This window comes from Bacteroides faecium, from assembly GCF_012113595.1.
Classification (GTDB): domain Bacteria; phylum Bacteroidota; class Bacteroidia; order Bacteroidales; family Bacteroidaceae; genus Bacteroides; species Bacteroides faecium.
The window spans coordinates 3,956,693-3,977,052 of sequence record NZ_CP050831.1 but is presented as its reverse complement, the minus strand read 5'-3'; the positions used below and the strand labels follow the sequence as shown (position 1 = coordinate 3,977,052).

The window sequence follows — 20,360 nt, the reverse complement described above, 5'->3', positions numbered from 1 at the left end:
CTATATTATCACAAGAAAAACCAAAATATTCATTTATTCCCTGACTCTAAAGAAATAACTACCTGACGAAAGTTCCAATATCACCTTTCCATTTTCCATGCCGACATACTCCACTCCTTTACTCTTTTTTAAAGGCTTATTCCTTTCAGTAATCTTCTTTACTGAAACAGCCGGCAAATATAACCGGGCGGTCGTATTGGCAGGAACGGTAAATTGATAGACTGTCTTATCGTCTTCCTGCTTCCAACTGCTTTCGATACGCCCATACATCGAATCATAATATCCCTTTACGTAAGTCATGCCACCAGTCGTATCTACTTCCGGTCTCAGCACAAAGTGTTTGAATCCGGGGAAGTTTTCATCCCGTTCGATGCCTAAAGAACGGTTATACATCCATGCACCAACCGCGCCAAATGAATAATGATTGAAAGAATTCATGCGGTTATTTCCGCCAAATCCGTCTTCGTGGGTATAAGAGTTCAATCTTTCCCAAATAGTAGTGGCTCCCTGCTCTACCGAATATAGCCAGGATGGATAACTCGTCTGCTGCAATAACTTATATGCCACATCACTAAAACCATTATCAGACAGCGCCTTGCTAATCCATGCTGTTCCGATAAAACCTGTCATTAGCGAATAGGAAGGACATAACCTGCCTTTTTCCGTCTTGTTTTCTCTGCTAATGGTTTCTATCAAGTTATTAATGAACTGCGGTTTATTGCCTTCATCAATGATACCAAAAACTAATGGGAGTACATAAGACGTTTGTGTATCTACCAATATTCCTTTCTTTTCGGGGATAAAGGCAGAAAAGACTGTTTTGCAAGTACCCGGCTGTATATAGGTTTCGTTGAAGAAAGCCTTTCTGGTGGAATGGAGTTTCCTATACCATTCAGCGTCAGCGGTCTTACCCAAGACGGTTGCTATCTTGTGCATCAATTCCAAATCATAGATAAAATAGACTTCCCACAAGAGTGATTTATCATTTCGGGAGTCTTCAAGCCCCAACCAGTCACATAAATCTCCCCATGCCCTGTATTGCACAAGCAAATTTGTTTTCGGGTCGATTGTTTCATTCAGAATGTAGGAAATATAGCGTTTCATTGAGTCATAATGCTCATTCAGAAGTACTTTATCTCCATATTGCTGATAACATTCCCAAGGTACTGTAATTCCGGCACTTCCCCACAATACACCGCCAAATCCACCGCCCAAGGGGGCAATATCTGGAAAACGCCCGTCCTCACGCTGCACATCGCGCATAGACCGGAGATATCTTCTCAGAAATTGCGAAACATCCGCCAAATAGCTGGCAGTACGGGAGAATACGGAGATATCCCCTGCCCAACCCAAACGCTCGTTCCTCTGCGGACAATCGGTAGGAATAGACATGAAATTGGCGTAGGAAGACCAGGTGATATTTTCCCAAAGCTTGTTTACTTTCGCATTGGACGTTTCATAATGAGAAGAAAGTTCATGAATGGAACTAAGCACTATGCCTTTCACTGCTTCTACCGGCAATGGGGCTTCAATACCTGTAATTTCTACAAAGCGATAGCCGTGATACGTAAAACGGGGAAGGATTGTTTCCTCACCGCCTTTCGTTATATAAATATCCTGCGCCATAGCTGCACGGATATTCTCAAGCATTATCATACCGGTATTACTTTCATACTCGGGGAGTTCGGGATATTTCACTTCCGCAAAGCGCAAATTAATCTTCGTTCCGGGCTTCATTCCGGAAAGACTGATTTTAGGTACACCCGCCATATTCTGCCCCATATCATAAACAAATACACCCGGACGGACTTCTTCGACAGAGAGAGCCGGCAATTCTTTTATAGCTTTCACCGTCTGACCGTATTGACCTGTCAATGCAAAATCAGAGTAATTATCCACTTTGGGCTTGTTCGGATTTCCCTCTGTACTGACATTGCCGTCCAAGACGACCTCACAAGCCGGATGCCAGCCGGACGCATCATAGGCAGCCGTACTCCATCCTTCTATTTCCGCATCTTTTGCAGCATCATATACTTCTCCCTGAAAGAAACTGCCATAAAGTACAGGCCCTTTATCGAAATATTGCCAGGTAGACGGTTCGGAGACAATCACTTTCTCTCGTCCGTCTGCATAAGTAATGACCAACTTTGCCAATAAAGATTGACGGTCGCCGAAGAAGTTCCAGTTATCTCCTGTGAAAGTTGCACCGCCACTCCACCAACCTTCGGACAATATAGCGCCAAGTGCGTTTTTGCCGGAATGAAGATAATCAGTAATATCAAAGGTCTGATACATATGCGTCTTGTTGTATTGGGTAAGTCCGGGATTGAAGTAATCGTTTCCTACCCGTTTGCCATTCAGATAGATTTCATAGATACCACGAGAGGTTACATACAGACGTGCTTTAGCTATCCTTGTATCCGAAGTTACAAAAACCGTCCTAAGCATAGGAACTGAATTTCCCTGCGGAGTGAATGTCTTAAAAATGCCGGAACTACCACCATCTATCCGGTTATCTTCATCCTGTACCGTTGCTATCACATTCGAAGGGCTTCTAAAATTAGCAATTTCCACTTTGGAGAAAGAAGCGGACTGCCCGGCGGGAACAGAATAACCGACATCTCCTACTACCGGAAAAGCTATAAAATCCCCTCCTCTCCCTAATGGATTCAGATTGACCGAACCTATTTCCTTGCCGGCATTACCTATATAAAAACGCGTAAAGCCCAATTCAGAAGTAAGGCTTATACGATGACATTCGTATTTATTGTTCTCATTAATGACTTCCAAAGGTACAGCCAGACTTTTATAAGGAACATTTTCTCTGTCATTCGGATGATAACCTACCCTATATACATTCAGCACAGCCTCTTTGCCGGAAGATAAGGGAGTGATATCCAGTTCCACTTTAATGTATGATTCATCTTTCTTATTCTCCAAATGAGACAGGTTCTTATATTGCCCCATCAAACGCTCATCATTAGCTCCATAGATAAATCCCGCACAGGTACTCTTTGAAGTCGCATCCAATTTCAGTGAGAAGTTCAGTTTGAAAACAGGAAGGTAGTGGGAATATAGCATCCTGTCGTCATCTCCCCCACCAATCCATTTGGCATCGCTCCATCCCTGATAGGCACGGTCACTGCTCATCAATCCGGTTTCGAACCAGGAAGAAGCGGAAACTTCCCTATTTTTATTATCCCATACACGGACTGTCCATGAATAGCGCGTAGCAGCTCGCAAAGAAAGTCCGGCATATTCGATATTCAATGATTTATCATCGGTTATCTTTTGGGAATCCCATACTTGCGTACCAGCCTCATCGGTTACTATGATTTGCCGGGCTGTTTGTGTCAACTCTCTCTCATCTGTCCCCCCTTCCATCTGCCAACTGAACCGGGGCTTCTCCACATCAATCCCTAACGGGGTTGTCGCATATTCCACTTGTAGTTTTTTCAGCCGAAAAGAAGTAGCGGCGGCGCTTGATAAGCTATTTATTAATATAAAGAATAAAAGGCAAATATAGTTCTTCATTGTTTTCAAGATTTATCAAATTTCTATTTGGTTAATACATAACACAATACGCCTCATTATATTCTCAAACAATTCTCACTACTATGAGAAAAAATACTCATCGCGATGAGAAAAAATTCTCATAGGAATGAGTATTAATTCTCATCACCGTGAGAAAATATTCTTATCACGATAAGAAAATATTCGATTTGTCTTCATGCATTTCCGCATCGAATTAGAAAAATTACTTGATATTCACTTTATCTACAAAATCCTTCATATTGACGTTCAAATCTTCCAGTGAAGTCACCCGCTTACCATTCAATACAATATTCTCGAACAGGATATTTCCGATTCTGCGATTCTTATCATACCCTTCTATCAGCGAAGGATTGATATACTTGCCCGTACAAGATATATTACGGAACACGATATTCTTTATACCCCGCCCCGGCCCCGTGTTATACTTTTGATTGTACATCACACGGAGATGGAACAACTGACCTTCCTGGATATTTTCCACACGAATATCTTCAAAAGTGATATTCCGTGCCAAGTTATGGTCACCTACGTTGATAGCCATACATCCCTGATAATCGCGGTCATCCTCATCATGTTCCAGTATATCAATATTCTTGAATAGTATATCTTCCAACACTTCGTCTCCGGTTTTCGTATTGCCATGTGTGCCTATGTTGATAGGGTGCGCGATGTCCGCCCAAAGAGTGGAATTGAGTACGCGGATATTACGACAATCCCCATAATAATTCCAACGATGTGTATAGAGAGCTATGCAATCATCCGAATTACGGAGAAATACATCATCAATCGTCACATCCGAGCAAGACATAAAATCCAGTCCGTCACTCCATCCCTGATAGCTGAATGATTTCAAGTTCTTGATGGTTATTCCCGTAGATTGTCCACCGGAGACTGTATAATGGCGCGAATTAACAACTGTAATGCCATCAATCAACACATTTTTGGAATAGGCAACCGAGATTCCCTGTTGAGGTTCAAGCAACATTCCATGTCCCAGGATTTTCACGTTCTCCACGCTGTCACAGTTCAGGCAACCTTTCAGCACTGCACCGCCTTCCAGATAAACCGTCGTATTGGAAGGAATACGGAAACACTTGCCTGCCGCATCGGTAGGTTCATGAATGCCGGACTCAAAGTACATCACGTTCGGGTCATTCTTGTCCGGAACATTTTCAATAATCGGATTGGCAAATATATGCAAGTTATTCAAACGGTCGCCATTGAATTCTACGGAGAGTTTTTGCGGTTTGTCCAATGTAAACAGAAGGAAGTTTCCGTCTATCTCCGGCTGAATACCTTTGGAGAGGGGACGCACTACTGCCGAACGGATTTCTCCGTTGTTCTTTTGTACCAATACTTCTACTTTTCCGGAGAAATCAAACTGCACCATGGTCGCATCGGACTTGGTATCCATATCCACCTTCACGTTGTATTCGAAAAGGTCTACCCAATCTTTTTCACCTACTTGTCGCACTTTTACTGTATAGTCATCGTTGTGACGGGCATAGTAGATGCCTTGCGGCACAGGATAGATGACAATTTCCGCTCGCAAAGTCTCTGCAACCATGACAAGCAGACTAATTATTATAAAATTCAACTTTTTCATTCCTAAAAAACTAAAACCATTAAGATTAAAAATACCCGGTATCCTTCGCTTCAAGTTTTCAAAAGAAATAGGAAAAGCATCAAACGAAGATACCGGTAGAAAAACTATTTGTTTTTATCTCGCAAACATTAAAGTTCCGAACCCAAGAGCGTCGAAGCCTCCACTGGTTTCACCATAATTACCACCTCCGCCTTCGGGAAATGCCCTATCACGACCTATCTGCGAATATTTTACTTTTGTATCCAGTACGTTCTTCACCTTGGCGTAATGATAGTAAGGAAGCGCCCATATAGGTCTTAGGTTTCCGCGTCCGGTCGTTCCCAACTCCGGTTGTTCTACCGGAGATATGCCGCCCCATGCATTCTGTTGGTTCCAGGTGTACAATGTATAAGGTACCCCGTCATTCGTGTAGTTGAAACATGCCGCATATTCACATGCTTTCAAGAACATATTATCCCGATACGCAAAGAAGTCATCTCCCTGATTATATGCAAGTTGGCAAATAGTCCCGAGCAGCCCCACGCACATCAATGTATGTCCCTGGTCGCGACCACTCTCCTGCAATTGCGCAAAGTTGGCATAAGCTCCGTCGTACACATGATAGATGGCCAGGGTGATACGACCGTTTGTTTCACCGATTTGGAAATGCTCGATAGCTTCATTGTAAATGTCACGGCGGTCTGTCAGAATACCGATTGCCATTGTAGAAGCAATGTTACATAAGCCCCAGTTAGCCCAATAATGCAAAGGATTCGTTCCGTGATGACGCACCAGAAAGTCTTTATTTGCCGGATAAAAGACGGAAAGCATCCATTGTTGGTATGCGGCAAAATCTTTGGGAGCCCATCCGGCATATCCTCTCAGCAACTCTCCTGCTATGGCAAATTCATGTCCATAGATTCCGGCACCCAAAGAGACGTTGGAGTCTCCCCCCAGTCCAATACAAGTTTGAGCCCACTTATTCAGAATTTCCACTGCTTTCTTTGCGTATTGCCCGTTCTCTTCTATCTTCCAGCGTAGCGCCAGTTGATAAGCGGCGGCAGCCCCACGGGCTGCGTTCATATAGTTTTCGCCACTGCCTCCACCTCTGACAATAATCTCGGTAGGATAAGTCTGGAAACTCAACTGGGCATATTTGCTATTCTTCAACAACTCATATCCTTCTACCCAGGGAGATTCTCCGGCTTTCAACTTTTCACGGATACGCTCGAAATCTTCTTCCGTATGCAGACCGCCTACGTGCTCCATCGCCACTGATACGTCTTTTGATTCCACTTCTACCAGACTTGTTTCCGGCAGAGGTATTTTATATAAATCGGTTTCTACTCCCACTTCCGGGAAATTGAATCCGTCGCCACATGATGTCATTGATACAAATGCCAATGCTGCAACTAAGTAATATAATTTTTTCATAATGTCTTTCTTTTTAATTTAAGATAATCATTCTCCAAGCCAAACGGTACTGATTGCCGATACTTTCATACCGCCTTGACCACCCAGCATGGTAAGGAATCCCATCGTTATTTCCGTCGTTTCGGTTAATTCAAATTCAACCTCTACTTTTTGAGGAGTCGTGCCTAAACTAATTCTCAAATTAGAAAGCAATGACTCTGCCAGCACGATGTGATCCGGGTCATCATATACCCAATGCTTACCTGCACCTGTATTCTCTTCTCTCACATAATCAGGGAATGTATTATTTCCTTTAGTTACCAGGAAGTGAATTGTAAAACGTCCATTATTAAAGAAAACTTCCGCAATATCCAGCACAAACTTATATTTCCCTTTAGGAAGTGTCTTGACTTGATAGAGTTTTCCATTCTCTTTCTTCCCTTCATCCCAACCGGACTGGCACTGCAAATAGGTAATTCCATTATTCAAAACCATTCCCCGGTCTTTATAAGGGTCATTGCATGACCATCCCAAAGGAGCAGACAATCCTTTGTATGCAGTTCCCGCCGATATAAACGGCTGCTTGTAATTCTGCAATACACATTCCGTCACATCCAAACCTTCAGTCAATAAAACCAACTCATCGTCACTGACGATAGGAATAGAAATCTCCTTGAAAGTCAAGACTACCGCACCACCGGTAAATCCACTCGGTATTGTCGCTTTAAATTCTGTATTGTTGATGAATTCCGGTTCCACCTTTATACCACCAACCGTTACTAGCGCGTCAGATGTAAGCCCTCTTCCGGTAACAGTTATCTCATCTCCTATCCGAACCAGTTTATCACCCAGCAGATTGGCAGAAGCCACAGAAATGATATAAGGAGTTTCTTTCACTGTGAATTTACCGGTGTAGAAAGTTACGTCGGACACCGATACCGTCAAATCGACCTCTCCATACACACCATCTTCCGGAGCAGGTACTTTCACAACCAATTCTGTCTTTGAATTAGAAACGATAACAGCTTCACCACCGCCAAACAAAACTTTCACATCTCCGGCTTCTTCCGGGAAGTTCTCGCCGGTAATGGTTACTTCCGCACCTATATACTCCTCATTACTGGAGACGCCGGTAATTTTCGGAGAAGGAAGCACGTTGAATACATAAACCGCCTCTATCAGTTCATATGCAGTTTCTACCATCACGCCGTTATCACCGGTCGTTGCTTCTTCCGGAACAATTATCACAATCTCCGTATCCGTAGAGCTGACCACTTCAGCTTCGACATCTCCGAAATATACTTTCAGAGGTTTCTCCCCGGTTCCTATAAAGCCTTCCCCCTTCAACGTAACCTTAGCACCACGATAGCCGCTTTCGGAAGATACTCCTGTAAATGAAGCATGTTGCAGCACGGTGAACTTACCGGATTCGCCGCTTAGAGGAGTGTTGACGTGTTGTTTAGAGATGGTCAGGTCGACAGGCCCGGTCGTAGCTTTAGCCGGTACTTTCACTACAATCTTCGTATTCTCGCATGAAACGACCTGAGCAGTTTCTTTCGTTCCGGTGAATACTAATTTCACCGCAGAAAGGGTGGAACCCAAGTTTTTGCCGGTAATCGTAATTTCATCTCCAGGAAAGGCCATTATAGGAGAAATCTCCGTCACAGACGGTTTTCCGAGTACCTCGTAAGTAAGTCCCGATACATGCGTATCGCCCAACAGATTTATTATGATTTTTCCGGTTGTCGCTCCTTCCAGCACTTTCACTACCAGCCGTTCTTCCGAGCACGAGATGATTTCCGTCTGATTCTCACCAATGAAAACTTTCATCAACTCCGGAGAAACTCCGAACTGTTCTCCGTTGATTGTCAGTTCCTCGCCGATATAACCTGCCACCGGAGATATGCTGGACACGCTGACCGCGCGTCCCTCATACTTCAGGTCTACTATCTCTTCTCCACCTTTATCACATGATGTCCATATAAACAAGGACAACAATAAGAATAAGCTATAATATATTTTTTTCATAAATCTGCTTTTTAATCTTGGTTATCAATAGCTTTCTCTCTATTAATTTTGATTGCCGAAAGTTTTACCGTTCCCTTATTATTCAACTGGGTTACAAATCCCATAGTCAGTTGCTTTGTTTCATCCAAATGAACGGCGATTTCTTTTGTATGCGGATCCATAGTGCCCGTGATACCGTAAGACGTGATTACTTTATCTATATTCTCACCAGTGAGTTGGTCGCCATTGGCTACCAGGTCAGGAATAGTTCCATCACCTTCGGCTATCACAAAATGCACACCAAAACGACCGGCTTCTTTCTGTATCTGAACAAAATCCAATTCGAATACATAGTCACCTTTCGGCAAGGTAGTCACTTGATATATCTTCGCATTTTCCTTCTTATTGCTGCCCCAACATTCCAATACGAACAAGCCGTCGGGATTCTCTTCCGTGAACTGTATAGTCGTTGCGCCAACAAAACCGCCGGTTGTATGCCAGCCGGTAGCTATCGCCCAAGTTCCTACAGCACCACTCGGACTGAACGGGGCTACGCTGTTCTGCAAGAAGATAGATGTCACGTCGCCCGTTGCTTGCGGATCCATCAGTCCCGTACCGGTGAGTGTCATGCTATTGGCGTTTGCTTCGGGACGGATAGTAACGGTGACAAGTCCCGACGTATATGCCGGAGTTTTGACAACAATCTGTTCGTCTACCAGAGACTCTATCGGAGCTACCGTTCCGTTAAACTTCACTTCAACCAGAGTCTTGTCAGTACCGAAGTTTGCTCCTTTTATTGTTACCAGGTCGCCTTCGACAGCCATATTCGAGCCGTATTCCGCATTGTGCGAAAAAATCTCTTCTATGATAGGAGTGGGATATACCTTGAATGTTCCTACGGTAACAGGTTCATTGTTCCATGTCTGCAAAGTCACGTCGCCCGCTACTGCTCCTTCGGGCACTTCCACCACTACGCAGTTGTTGTTGCAAGACAGAATGTTACTTACCGCCACTCCTCCGAAAGCTACTTTCAGGGCTTCTTTGCGGTCGCCGAAGTTGGTTCCTACAAACGTGACCTTCTCTGCCGCATATCCCAGCGTCGGATACATCTCCGATATTTCTGCCGTAGGATATACATATGTCTTAAATTTAGCGTCCTGCTCGCATCCGGTAAACAGCATCGGAAAAGAGATCAAAGCCAACAGACCGAACGCATTTTTTATTAATGAGTATTTCATATCGTTCATATATATAGATTAGTAAGTTATTTAGTAACCCGGATTCTGCTTGAGATTAGGATTCAAGTTAATCTGATGTTGCGGAATGGGATACAGGTAATGACGTGAGGAAAGTGAACTGTCCGCTTTCTTGGAGAGAAGCACGCACGATAGTTCACCGTGTCCCGTCTCTACTTTCAACTCACCGTTAACATAAGCGCTGGAGTTGTAAGCAGAAAGATTGTTGCCGTTGGCATCTTTGAAGGTAGTGGCATAGCCTACTCCGCCCAGTACTCTGCCGCAACGGGGTTGGTTCAGTTCACGTTCCAATAGGCCCCAACGTTTCAAATCGTCGTAACGGAAACCTTCCATATAAAGTTCCACCGCCCGCTCGCGACGAATTTCGTCCATCATCACTTCTTCGTGTGATTTAGTCGAGTTGGTCAGTGTAATAATCTGCCCTACCAAAGCATTCGTAAGCGAAGCTACATTGGCACGTCTGCGTAGATTATTGATGGAAGCGTCCAGTTGAGTGTCCTCTATCTTATTGTAGCGTGTCATTACCGCTTCTGCATAGTTCAAATAGACCTCCGCAAGACGAAGTATTGAATAATTGGCAGACTCTTCACGTTCTTGTGCAGGCTTGTAGGTAATGAATTTCATGTTTCCATAACCCGATGTTCCGTTTAAAGACATATTATCCGCATTTTTTCCTACATATGCTTCCATGCGATAGTCGCGATTCTTATATTCGGATGTCGGGGTGTAGTAACCGCCGAACTGCTCGTTACCTTCACAAACCGGAAGTCCGTTTTTACAAAGGAACATATCCATAAGCTTTCTGCTAGGATAGACATACGACATATTCAGATTCAACTGGAACTTGCCGGGAGCAGCGTCACGGTCGAACACGGAATAGATGATGAATTCCTTATTCGTATCTCTTCCATAACCGCCGGGGTTACTTTCGGCATCTTCGATGCAGAAAAGGTAACGGCTGCTCATATTGTTCATTCGCGCATCACCGTTATAGTTCCACAAAGAGTAAGCCTGGTCTTTCATCACTTCTTCGGACAAAGCGATACTTTCTTCGAGGAATACGTTCACCTGGTCGGACGCCGGGCCTGCCGAACCTTCAAAATCCGCTTTTGTACCTACATTCTTGCGCCATGTGGCTTCGTAGAGCAATACGCGTGCCTTGAAAGCTTTTGCCGCCTGCTTGCTGATATGACCTTTATCAGAGGAACTGATATTCTGCTCGATCGGCAGTTTGTCTATGGCGTTCTGAAGGTCGGCAAGAATCAAATCTATCACTTCATAGCGGCTGTTACGGGGATAATATAGTTCGGGAGACTCCGTATCGAGAGACTTGGTCACAATAGGTACTCCTCCGAAGTATTGCAACAGATAGAAATAATTGTAAGCACGGAAGAAATACGCTTCGCCGATATATTGTGTAAGTGCAGACTGGTCACCTGCGTATGCCGCCGCTTTCTCCAACAACATATTGTCTGCCCGGATATTGCCGTAAAGGCTTGTCCAACGACTGTCATCATACCCTACACTGATAGTTCCGTGACCGATATTCCACTGATTGGACGGGTTCGTTATAAGGTCGGACTGGATATCCATGTGGTCAAGAATGCCCGAACGCCATCCAAGCAACTGAGAATATAGACCATTGGCGTATTCACGGAAGTGTTCCGGCGTCTTAAAATAAACCGCATCTGTCTTCGAGTCCAAAGGATCCAAATCAAGGAATGTGTTCTGGCAGGCAGTGAGTCCCAACAAACAGCTACATACCAATATATAAATTATCTTCTTCATACTATTTTCTTTTTATCGATTTGTTCATATTATAAGGTAACATTCAACCCGAACGACCAAGTACGGGCAAACGGATATCCACCGGTATTGGAAGCAGCTCCCATTTCAGGGTCGAAACCGTCGCGGATACTGGTTGCTTCCCATAAGTCGTTGCCAGAGAAGTAGAGCCGTACTTTTTCGAGTTTTACCTTGCGCGTCCATATCTGCGGCAATGTGTAACCGACAATCAACGTTTTCAGACGGATATAGCGGCTGTTCTGAAGCATATAATCATTGTTCTCATAGTTCCACTGAGCCAACGTGGAGTTGGTGGTCAGACGGGGAAATTCTGCGTTGGGATTATCTTTTGTCCATGTCTTGCCAAGATAGGTCGGGTTTTGGTTGGTGGTACGCATACGGAACGGATAAGCCATATAGTCTTTACGCAAAATATACTGTTTTCCCACTCCCTGGAACATGGCACTAAGATCGACACCTTTCCATGAAAATCCGACATTCAATCCGAATACAAAATGCGGAGACGCATCTCCGACATACTGCAAGTCACTATTGGCACTTCCATCAGCAGTAATTTTATAGTCGCCATTCAGGTCGAGACGTTTCACGTCTCCCGGACGCAACTGCCTGTCACTGTTCTTTCCGACATTCAATAGGTCGCCTTTTCCGCCATACAGTGCATAGTAGCGGTCTACTTCTTCCTGGTCTTTAAAGAAACCATCGGTACGGTAAAGGAAGAAAGCGCCCAACGGATAACCGTTTACATTATTCGTTCCTGCCGTATAAGTATCGGCTCCTTCTACATTTTTCAGTAAAGTCTTGTTATCTCCGATGTTAAAGTTGGCATAGTAAGAGAAATCCCGGACTTGGTCGCGCCATCCTACCGTAACTTCCCATCCTTTTACGTTCAGGCGTCCGCTGTTGGTCTTGGGAGCCGTTCCACCCAATACACCGGGATAAGTAACATTGGAAAGCATCCCGATATTATCCTTGATAAAGTAGTCGAAAGACGCAGTCAGGCGATTGTTCAGGAAGTTCAAATCTATACCGATATTTTTCTGTTCCACACGTTCCCATGTGGTATCATAACTAATCAGTCCGCCGTTGGCAAAACCGGAAGATACTTGTTGGGATACGCTGGTACCGAAGGCTGTATTACCTTGACTTATCAAAGACAGGTAGGCAAAGTCGCCCAAACCACCATTATTACCGGAGTTACCGTAGCTTAAACGGACTTTACCGAAACTGACAACCGGAGTGATGAAGTTCATAAAATCTTCGGCCGTGAAAACCCAACCCAAAGAACCGGAGAAAAAGTTACGGAACTTATATCCTTTGGCAAAACGGGAATCGCCGTCCCGACGTCCCAGGATTTCTGCCAAGTACTTCTCCGCATAGTTGTAGTTCAATCTCATAAGATAAGAGTAAGTACCACTCTGCGTCTTTCCTCCGCTACTGTTTTTCTTTCCGCTAGCCAGTTCGAGGTCATACACGCCTGAATCCTCCATCGTTTCGCGGGCAGCCGAAAGTTTCTTCACCATCCATTTCTCGGCATTGATACCCAAGGTAGCCGATACGTTGTGCATATCGGCAAACGTGCGGTTATATTTCAGCAAACCGGAATAGTATTGATAAAGCTGATTGTTGGCTTCCATCAGGTATGCCGGATTGTTGGTATCCTTCAAAGGGAAAACGCCACCCGAATTATCCATAGTCTGCTGGGTAGCCACAATGGTACGCACGGGATTTCCAAACCAGTCGTACACCTGTACCGGAATGACGTAGCGGTCGCGGCGAAACTCTTCATTCTGGAAGGAAGCCATACCCTCGAAACTGATTCCTTTCCAAATATCAATCGTAGCTTTCAAGTCCACACGGGTAGTCAGGTTCGTTCTGTCGTCGCGTCCACCGTCCGAAATGGCAGCTACCGGTTGACGCTCTCCTCTGCTTCCGAAGATAGAATACCACTGTCCGTAGGGATTCTTAGCAGGAAAGAAAGGCGGGTCGTAGGCATACATGTTGGCGTCGATGCCTGTTGAGGGAGTGCTTGTATCTGTTTTAATCATGCTGGCGGAAGTTTCCAGTTTGAACCAGTCCGTCAGTTTTATTCCGTAATTCAGACGCAAATTGAGCTGTGTCTGTCCGTCATAGGCTACAGCCAGGTTAGCCTGGTTGTCGGCATATGCCAGAGAGATGCGGTAATCGGATTTTTCCGTCGAGCCCGACACGCTCAGGTTGTGCTGATAGGAATAACGGCGGGCAAACAGTTCTTCCAAACGATTGGCGTTGCCTATAAAAAGGTCACCCCATCCTGCGTCAACGGTATGATAGATTCCTTCATATCCGGTCTGCATTTTCCGTAAAGTCTCTTCTCCCCAATTCCACCAATCCTTGGTTTCCATTTCATTATTGGCTTCTATCCACATAGAGGCATACTCTTGCATGGACGGAGAATAAGACATTATACCGTTGGTAGTGAAACGCATATTGAAGTTATAATCTACCGTCGCTTTGCCTTTACCTTTCTTCGTTGTGACAAGGATAACGCCGTTGGCAGCCTTCGCTCCATAGATAGATGCCGCACCGTCCTTCAAGACACTGATGTTTTCTACATCATCCATGTTCAGGTTTTGAAAAGAAACGGAATTCAATGCAGGTACTCCGTCGATAACAATCAGTGGACTGCCGCCGTTGATAGATGTCGCGCCACGAATCTGGAAATTCAGACCTTCATTACCCGGACGGGTAGATGAACGGGTAACGACCAGCCCCGGAGTGGCTCCCTGCAAGGCTGCTCCCACATTGGTGATGGCACGGCTCTGCAATGTCTTACTGCTCACCGATTCCACCGCACCCGTCAACGTCGCCTTTTTCTGTGTACCGTAACCTACGACAACTACTTCATCCAGCGCATTGTTATCTTCTTTCAATACAACCTTGAAATCGGAACGGTCGTTCAAGTTGACAATCTGGTCTACATATCCGATATAGCTAATTTTGATTTGCTTCGCATCAGCAGGAATATTCAGTGAGAATTTACCGTCCATATCGGTAATCACTCCCGCATTTCCTCCGACAACCACTACATTACAACCAATCAGCGGTTCGCCGTTAGCATCCGTAACAAGACCTTTGATGGTACGACCTGCCTGGGCGACAATCAAACTTTCTTCTACAGATTCATTTGCATAGAGCACTATACCGGGTGAGCCACCCAGCAGCACGGCAAAAGCCAATGCGACTCCTCTACTACATAAGAATTTGGATTTAATTTCCATAATACTATTAAATTGTTAAAGTTAATATGTGTTTTTCCGAATCTGGTATCTAACCGACTTTGGAGAATTCATCTTTCAAATATGTACGTACTGTTTTGCGAGCCAGTAACAGTTGGCACTCTACCGTACGGGGAGATAAGGATAGCTTATCGGCAATAGCCGGACAGGAGAGTTCGTGGTGAAAGCTCAACTCATAAATCCGGCGACGTTTAGAGGGAAGAGTTCCGACTACCTTATTGTGCAACCGCTTTAATTCACCATATTGCACGGCTTCTTCAGTAGTATTCCGTGTTTTATCTTCTACATTATTATATATATAGGAGACAAAATCTTCCTGCCGATAGTAACGGCGGATTTTATCCGTCACCATATTACGTGCAATAGTGATTAGTAAAGACCAGACGGTATCCTTGTTCACAAATGCCCTGTGTTCCCATAAACGGACAAAAACATCTTGTGCCAAATCTTCCGCCTCGTATGGATGACAAATACGGATAGCGATATAGTTCTTGATGAAACCCTGGTATTTCAGGTAACATTCCGAGAAGAATTCGTCAAATGTAGAAGGTTGCTTATTCATGGTATTAAGTTTATCCGTTAATCGATGTTACAAAAGTAGAGATAAGAAACAGAAACGGATATAAGAAAAGTAACAGATGACAACGCTATCGTAACAAGCCCGTTTTTTTCATGGATTTCCCCATTTCATCGGTGTTTTTCTGTATGGCAGTACAATAAAAAAGGGGATATCGTTATTTCTAACGACTCCCCTGTTCTTAAATTTGTATAGAGTATGTTACCTCATCTACAATTATCTTATTTGCCTTGCTGCTGTTCCTGAAAGTCCGGTATGCGCTTTACATTCGCCCCTTTCATTACACCTCTTTTGATAGCTTCGTTCGTATCCGTAATTTCTTTCTTGACATGTTTATAATACTCTTTGGTCAAGCCTTTCTCGGTAGCATCCGATTCTGTGGCAGCCCAGAAGTATTGATAATCCATCAACATCAAATCGGGAGCAACAACTTTAAAGAATATACTGTCGCCCGCAAACTTCTCACGTAAGTCGCCCAAGTAAATAGTATCTGCCGGATTTACCTCCTGAGTGTTCGCGTTACTTTTCGAACCACTACCTCCACAAGATGCCAACAACAAACTTCCTACCAATGAAATAAAAACTAGTACTTTCATATACATATAAATTATAGATAAAAACGTTTTGAATATTTCTTATTAATCTGACAATTACCCCAACTAATGGATGCAAAAGTAACAATTTATATCGTAATCCGGTTATTTTCCTATCATTCTTTTTTCTCATGCTCTTCTACATACTGTTTGGGCAGCATGCCGAACATCTCTTTGAAGCACTTTGAAAAATAACTCGGTGAACTGAATCCCACCCGGTTCGCTACCTCTACAATCGGCAGGCGGCTGCCTTGCAGCAACTGTGCCGCACGTTTCAGGCGAATATTGCGAATAAAGTCTGTCGGCGTGTCTCCCGTTATCGACTGCAACTTGCGGTAAAGGCTCATACGTGCCATTCCCAAATCACGGCTTAACTCTTCCACCCCATATTCCGGATTATCCATATTCTTTTCCAGATATTCCAGACTTTTCTGTATCAACTGCTCATCCACCGAGGTAATCGTAATCGCACTCGGATTCACCTCTATATTCTTACGGAACTCCTGTTTCCTCTTTTCCTGTTGCTCTATCAGCTTTTCAATGCGTACCATCAGCATGTCAAAGTTGAATGGCTTCGACATATAAGAATCCGCGCCTACCTCATAACTGTTGATTTTAATATCATCCGCCGTACGTGCCGTCAGCAATATCACCGGGATATGAGAAGTCTGCACATTGGTCTTGATACGCCGGCAAAGTTCGATGCCGTCTACTTTCGGCATCATAATATCGCTGATAATCAAGTCCGGATTTTCGTCGATTGCACACTTCTCCCCTTCTTCACCGTCGCCGGCTTCCACAATCTGATAAAAATCTTCCAGTTGCTCTTTCAGGAAGGTGCGGAATTCTTTGTTATCTTCTACCAACAGTAGTTTCTTCCGGTTCTCATCCGAAGAGGATTTTCTCTCTATTATATCATCGTCAGCTTTTTCTTCCTGAACGATTTCTTCTGATAGTTCTTCCATTTCCAACTTTAAATCCGTCGGCAGCCATACGGTAAATGTGCTTCCGCAGTCTATCCGGCTATCCACTATGACTCTTCCTTCGTGAATATTCACATATTCTCTAACTAGATGAAGCCCGATACCGCTTCCCAGCTTTTCATCCCCCTGGTTTCCGACTTGATAAAAACGGTCGAAAATATAGGGCAAGTCTGATTCCGAAATGCCGATGCCCGTATCAGAAACTTCTATTTTTACGTAATTCCTTTGTTCTATTTCCTCTGTGGAAAGTGTCAAGTGAACCGTGCCGCCTTCGGGAGTGAATTTAAAAGCATTAGACAGAAGATTATTCACTATCTTATGCACTTTATCACTATCAAAAAACATATAAAGAGGTTTATGCAGTGTCTGAGTGACAAAATTGAGATGCTTCTCCACTGCCATCGGCGCAAAGTTGTTGGATGCGGAAAGGATGAACTCCTCCATATCTCCATTCATCAAATGCAGTTTCTCGCCTTTCATCTCCAATTTACGGAAATCCAGCAGTTGGTTGACTAATGACAACAGATTCTGCGCATTCTTATAAATCGTATTCAACTGTTTCTTCATCGTGTCATCCGCCACCTTGCGTAACATCATGTCGAGAGGAGTAATAATCAGTGTCAACGGTGTACGGAGTTCATGGCTGATATTCGTAAAGAAACGGAACTTCATCTGGTCCAGTTCTTCTTTCTGTTTCAACGCTTCCTGATGCTGCATACTGATAATACGCTGACGGTTACGCCTGTTGATACTATAAATCAGACCGGTAACCAACAGAATAGAAAGAATAATATAAAAGATACGTGCCGCAAATGTATCCCAGAAAGGCGGATGAATGACAATCGTAAATTCCGACTCCGGTCCCCACACGCGGTCATTCCCGGCCGCCAGTACCCGGAAAACGTATTCACCCGGCGGGAGATTGTTGTAGGTGACACGTCCCTGCCCGTTTTCAAACAAAGACTCCGTCCATTCTTTATCGAATCCTTCCAACTGATAACGGAAAGAGGTCTGGGAAGGATTAGGGAAGTTTAATCCGGAAAATTCAAGAGTCACGAAGTTCTCATCATAATCCAGAGATACCTTATCCGAATAACTGAGTGCCTTGTCAAACAATATCCGTCCATTATATTCTTCTCCTGAAGCTACCGGAACATTAAAAAGCCGGAAGGAAGTGAACAAAGGGCGATTGACACATTGGTTGTCAACCATATGCTCCGGAGAAAAGGTGATGAATCCATTCATCAATCCGAAAAAGAGCTGGTTGTCCCGGGTAGCCAATGAAGGGAAACTGAATAAATCATCTTGCCGGATTTCCGCTTCGGAAAGATAACTGATTACATGAAAAACATATCCTTCCGGTTTTCTGTCAACCTTAACTTTATAGATAGAAGTAACAGTAGAAATCCATATATCATGGTTCTTATCTTCCACTACATTCAATATGGCACTGGATAAACCTTCCTCTTTTCCTAAAGTATAGCTACGTCCGTCACGGGTTAATATGCTCAATCCATACTGTGTGGCAAACCACAAAGTCCCTTCGTAATCCTTAAATATCTGGTTATACTTTATACTGCCCCGGTTGAAGATAGAATTGGCTTGCCCGTCCTGTTCGGGTATCCAAATTGTTTTCTTGTCGGAATCATAAATATATAACCCGTTGTCACTCCCGACAATCAACCGCGACTGATTATCCACCGCCAATGCATTGGCTACTTTATACTTTTTCAGTTCAGGGAATTGCTCCGACAATAGACTGATTTCTCCATTCTCCGTATTGAATAACCCGACGCCTCCGTATATACTTACCCATAACCGCCCGGACTGGTCTTCCACCATCGTACGTATATTGGTAAAGTCCAGTTCGTTCTGATAATCCGTGTTAGGATAAGCGTATGCATGAACTTTCCCGTTCTCTATGCAATATAATCCGTCGTGATATGTACCTACCCAGATTCTTTTTTTACTGTCTTCATAAAGCAAGCGACAATTCTTCTGATTGAATTCTTTATAAAGTATATCCATACGTTGAATTCCCGGTTCATAACGATAAAGTCCCTGAGTGGTACCCATCAGTATTTCCCCTTTCGAAGTTTCAAGCATACATCTGACTTCTTCCCCATTCCAGGAACCGTCCACTACCTTTTTATTACAAAGCAGCAACTTGTTCATGCTGGGATGATAATAACAAATGCCCTGATTGAACAGTCCTATCCAGACCGAATTATTCTCCTGGTCACAATAAATACTTTGAATACCATTTTGAAGAGATTTACCTGATAACAGGGGAATATTCAGTGTAGAGGTCACTGAGAAATTGTGCATGTCGATTACATAGAAACCGTCCATCACAGTTCCGACCCATGCATTTCCTCCTTTGTCTACATCCATAGAAGTAAACCAGGAATAATGCCCCAATTTAATGCCGGAGATTTGGTTCCACTTTTTATTATATACATCGTAATAGCCTATCCCTCTATCCCACATTATCCAGAAATCGCCATTAGCAAGTATTTTCAATATTGCCCGGTCGTCCGGTTTCAGTTGTCCTTCCAAAAAATCGACTTGCTTGACAAATCTCTTTTTCTCCAGGTCATAACAACGGATAACTCCTTTCTGATGAACCATCCAGCTATAATTTCCTTTACTCTCCACACCCAGCAATCCGCCGTAATATTCTGTAAATTCATCGTTCCTGCAAATCAAATCCAATGTCCCCGTCCTGCTATCATACATATAGACAGAAGAATCGGGCGTCAGAAACCAGCAATGCTTTTCCGAATCTATGAAAACATCTGAAATCTTTTCTTTCAATCCGAACCCGGACAATAAAGAATCGACATTATAGATATATTGCTCTGTGGTTAAATCAAAGACACGAAGCCCTCCACGTTCTTTCATCCATAAACGTTTCTCCGCATCCATGTATTGTTCAGGAATGATATGATTATAGGAAATCGGATATTCTCCCCGGAGATTGAAAGGGAAGTTGGAATAGTTGGCTCCGTCATACAAGCTAAGCAACACCGTACTCCGAATACCAATACGCCCGTCGGGTATAGGAAAAACTCCTTTGACGTAATTATCCGGCAACCCGTCGGTAACCCCTATGTGACGGAAGACATACGAAGTCTCCTGCGAATACATACGACCCGAAAACAAAACTCCCAATAAGACTGCCAACAAGTATATCCGTGTCTTCATAATCATCTTTTTTAATCTGTCCCTGTTATAGATACGAACCATAAATCAAATCCACGTATTCTATCTCACAATTATTTTTCGCATTGTCAAAAGGACTTTATCC

General features: G+C 43.8%; 10 protein-coding genes. All 10 read right to left on the bottom strand.

The window, feature by feature from the left end:
• Positions 1-33: 33 nt before the first annotated feature.
• The 10 genes from BacF7301_RS14465 to BacF7301_RS14420 all read right to left on the bottom strand — a co-directional run bounded on the left by BacF7301_RS14465 (position 34) and on the right by BacF7301_RS14420 (position 20,257).
• The gene (locus tag BacF7301_RS14465) at positions 34-3,534 is read right to left on the bottom strand and encodes a family 78 glycoside hydrolase catalytic domain (RefSeq protein ID WP_167963828.1); all 3,501 of its coding nucleotides are present in this window, start codon (positions 3,532-3,534) and stop codon (positions 34-36) included.
• 223 nt (positions 3,535-3,757) lie between these two features.
• Positions 3,758-5,161 (bottom strand): glycosyl hydrolase family 28 protein, encoded by a 1,404-nt coding sequence (locus tag BacF7301_RS14460; protein ID WP_167963826.1) that lies wholly within the window; start codon positions 5,159-5,161, stop codon positions 3,758-3,760.
• 114 nt (positions 5,162-5,275) lie between these two features.
• Positions 5,276-6,574 (bottom strand): alginate lyase family protein, encoded by a 1,299-nt coding sequence (locus BacF7301_RS14455; protein ID WP_167963824.1) that lies wholly within the window; start codon positions 6,572-6,574, stop codon positions 5,276-5,278.
• Positions 6,575-6,601: 27 nt separating this feature from the next.
• Positions 6,602-8,581 carry an IPT/TIG domain-containing protein gene (locus BacF7301_RS14450; RefSeq protein ID WP_167963823.1) on the bottom strand — a complete coding sequence of 660 codons (1,980 nt, stop codon included), beginning with the start codon at positions 8,579-8,581 and terminating at the stop codon, positions 6,602-6,604.
• Between the two features lie 11 nt (positions 8,582-8,592).
• Entirely contained in the window at positions 8,593-9,798 is a 1,206-nt protein-coding gene (locus tag BacF7301_RS14445; RefSeq protein ID WP_245208241.1) for an IPT/TIG domain-containing protein, read from the bottom strand.
• 30 nt (positions 9,799-9,828) lie between these two features.
• Positions 9,829-11,604, bottom strand: coding sequence for a RagB/SusD family nutrient uptake outer membrane protein (locus BacF7301_RS14440; protein ID WP_167963819.1), 1,776 nt, complete (start codon positions 11,602-11,604; stop codon positions 9,829-9,831).
• A gap of 29 nt (positions 11,605-11,633) precedes the next feature.
• On the bottom strand, positions 11,634-14,879 hold the full coding sequence (locus BacF7301_RS14435; protein WP_167963817.1) for a SusC/RagA family TonB-linked outer membrane protein: 3,246 nt from the start codon (positions 14,877-14,879) through the stop codon (positions 11,634-11,636).
• A 49-nt stretch (positions 14,880-14,928) separates the two neighbouring features.
• Positions 14,929-15,459 carry a sigma-70 family RNA polymerase sigma factor gene (locus tag BacF7301_RS14430; RefSeq protein WP_167963815.1) on the bottom strand — a complete coding sequence of 177 codons (531 nt, stop codon included), beginning with the start codon at positions 15,457-15,459 and terminating at the stop codon, positions 14,929-14,931.
• Between the two features lie 236 nt (positions 15,460-15,695).
• Positions 15,696-16,070, bottom strand: coding sequence for a hypothetical protein (locus BacF7301_RS14425; RefSeq protein WP_167963813.1), 375 nt, complete (start codon positions 16,068-16,070; stop codon positions 15,696-15,698).
• Positions 16,071-16,183: 113 nt separating this feature from the next.
• Positions 16,184-20,257, bottom strand: coding sequence for a hybrid sensor histidine kinase/response regulator transcription factor (locus tag BacF7301_RS14420; RefSeq protein ID WP_167963811.1), 4,074 nt, complete (start codon positions 20,255-20,257; stop codon positions 16,184-16,186).
• Positions 20,258-20,360: the final 103 nt, after the last annotated feature.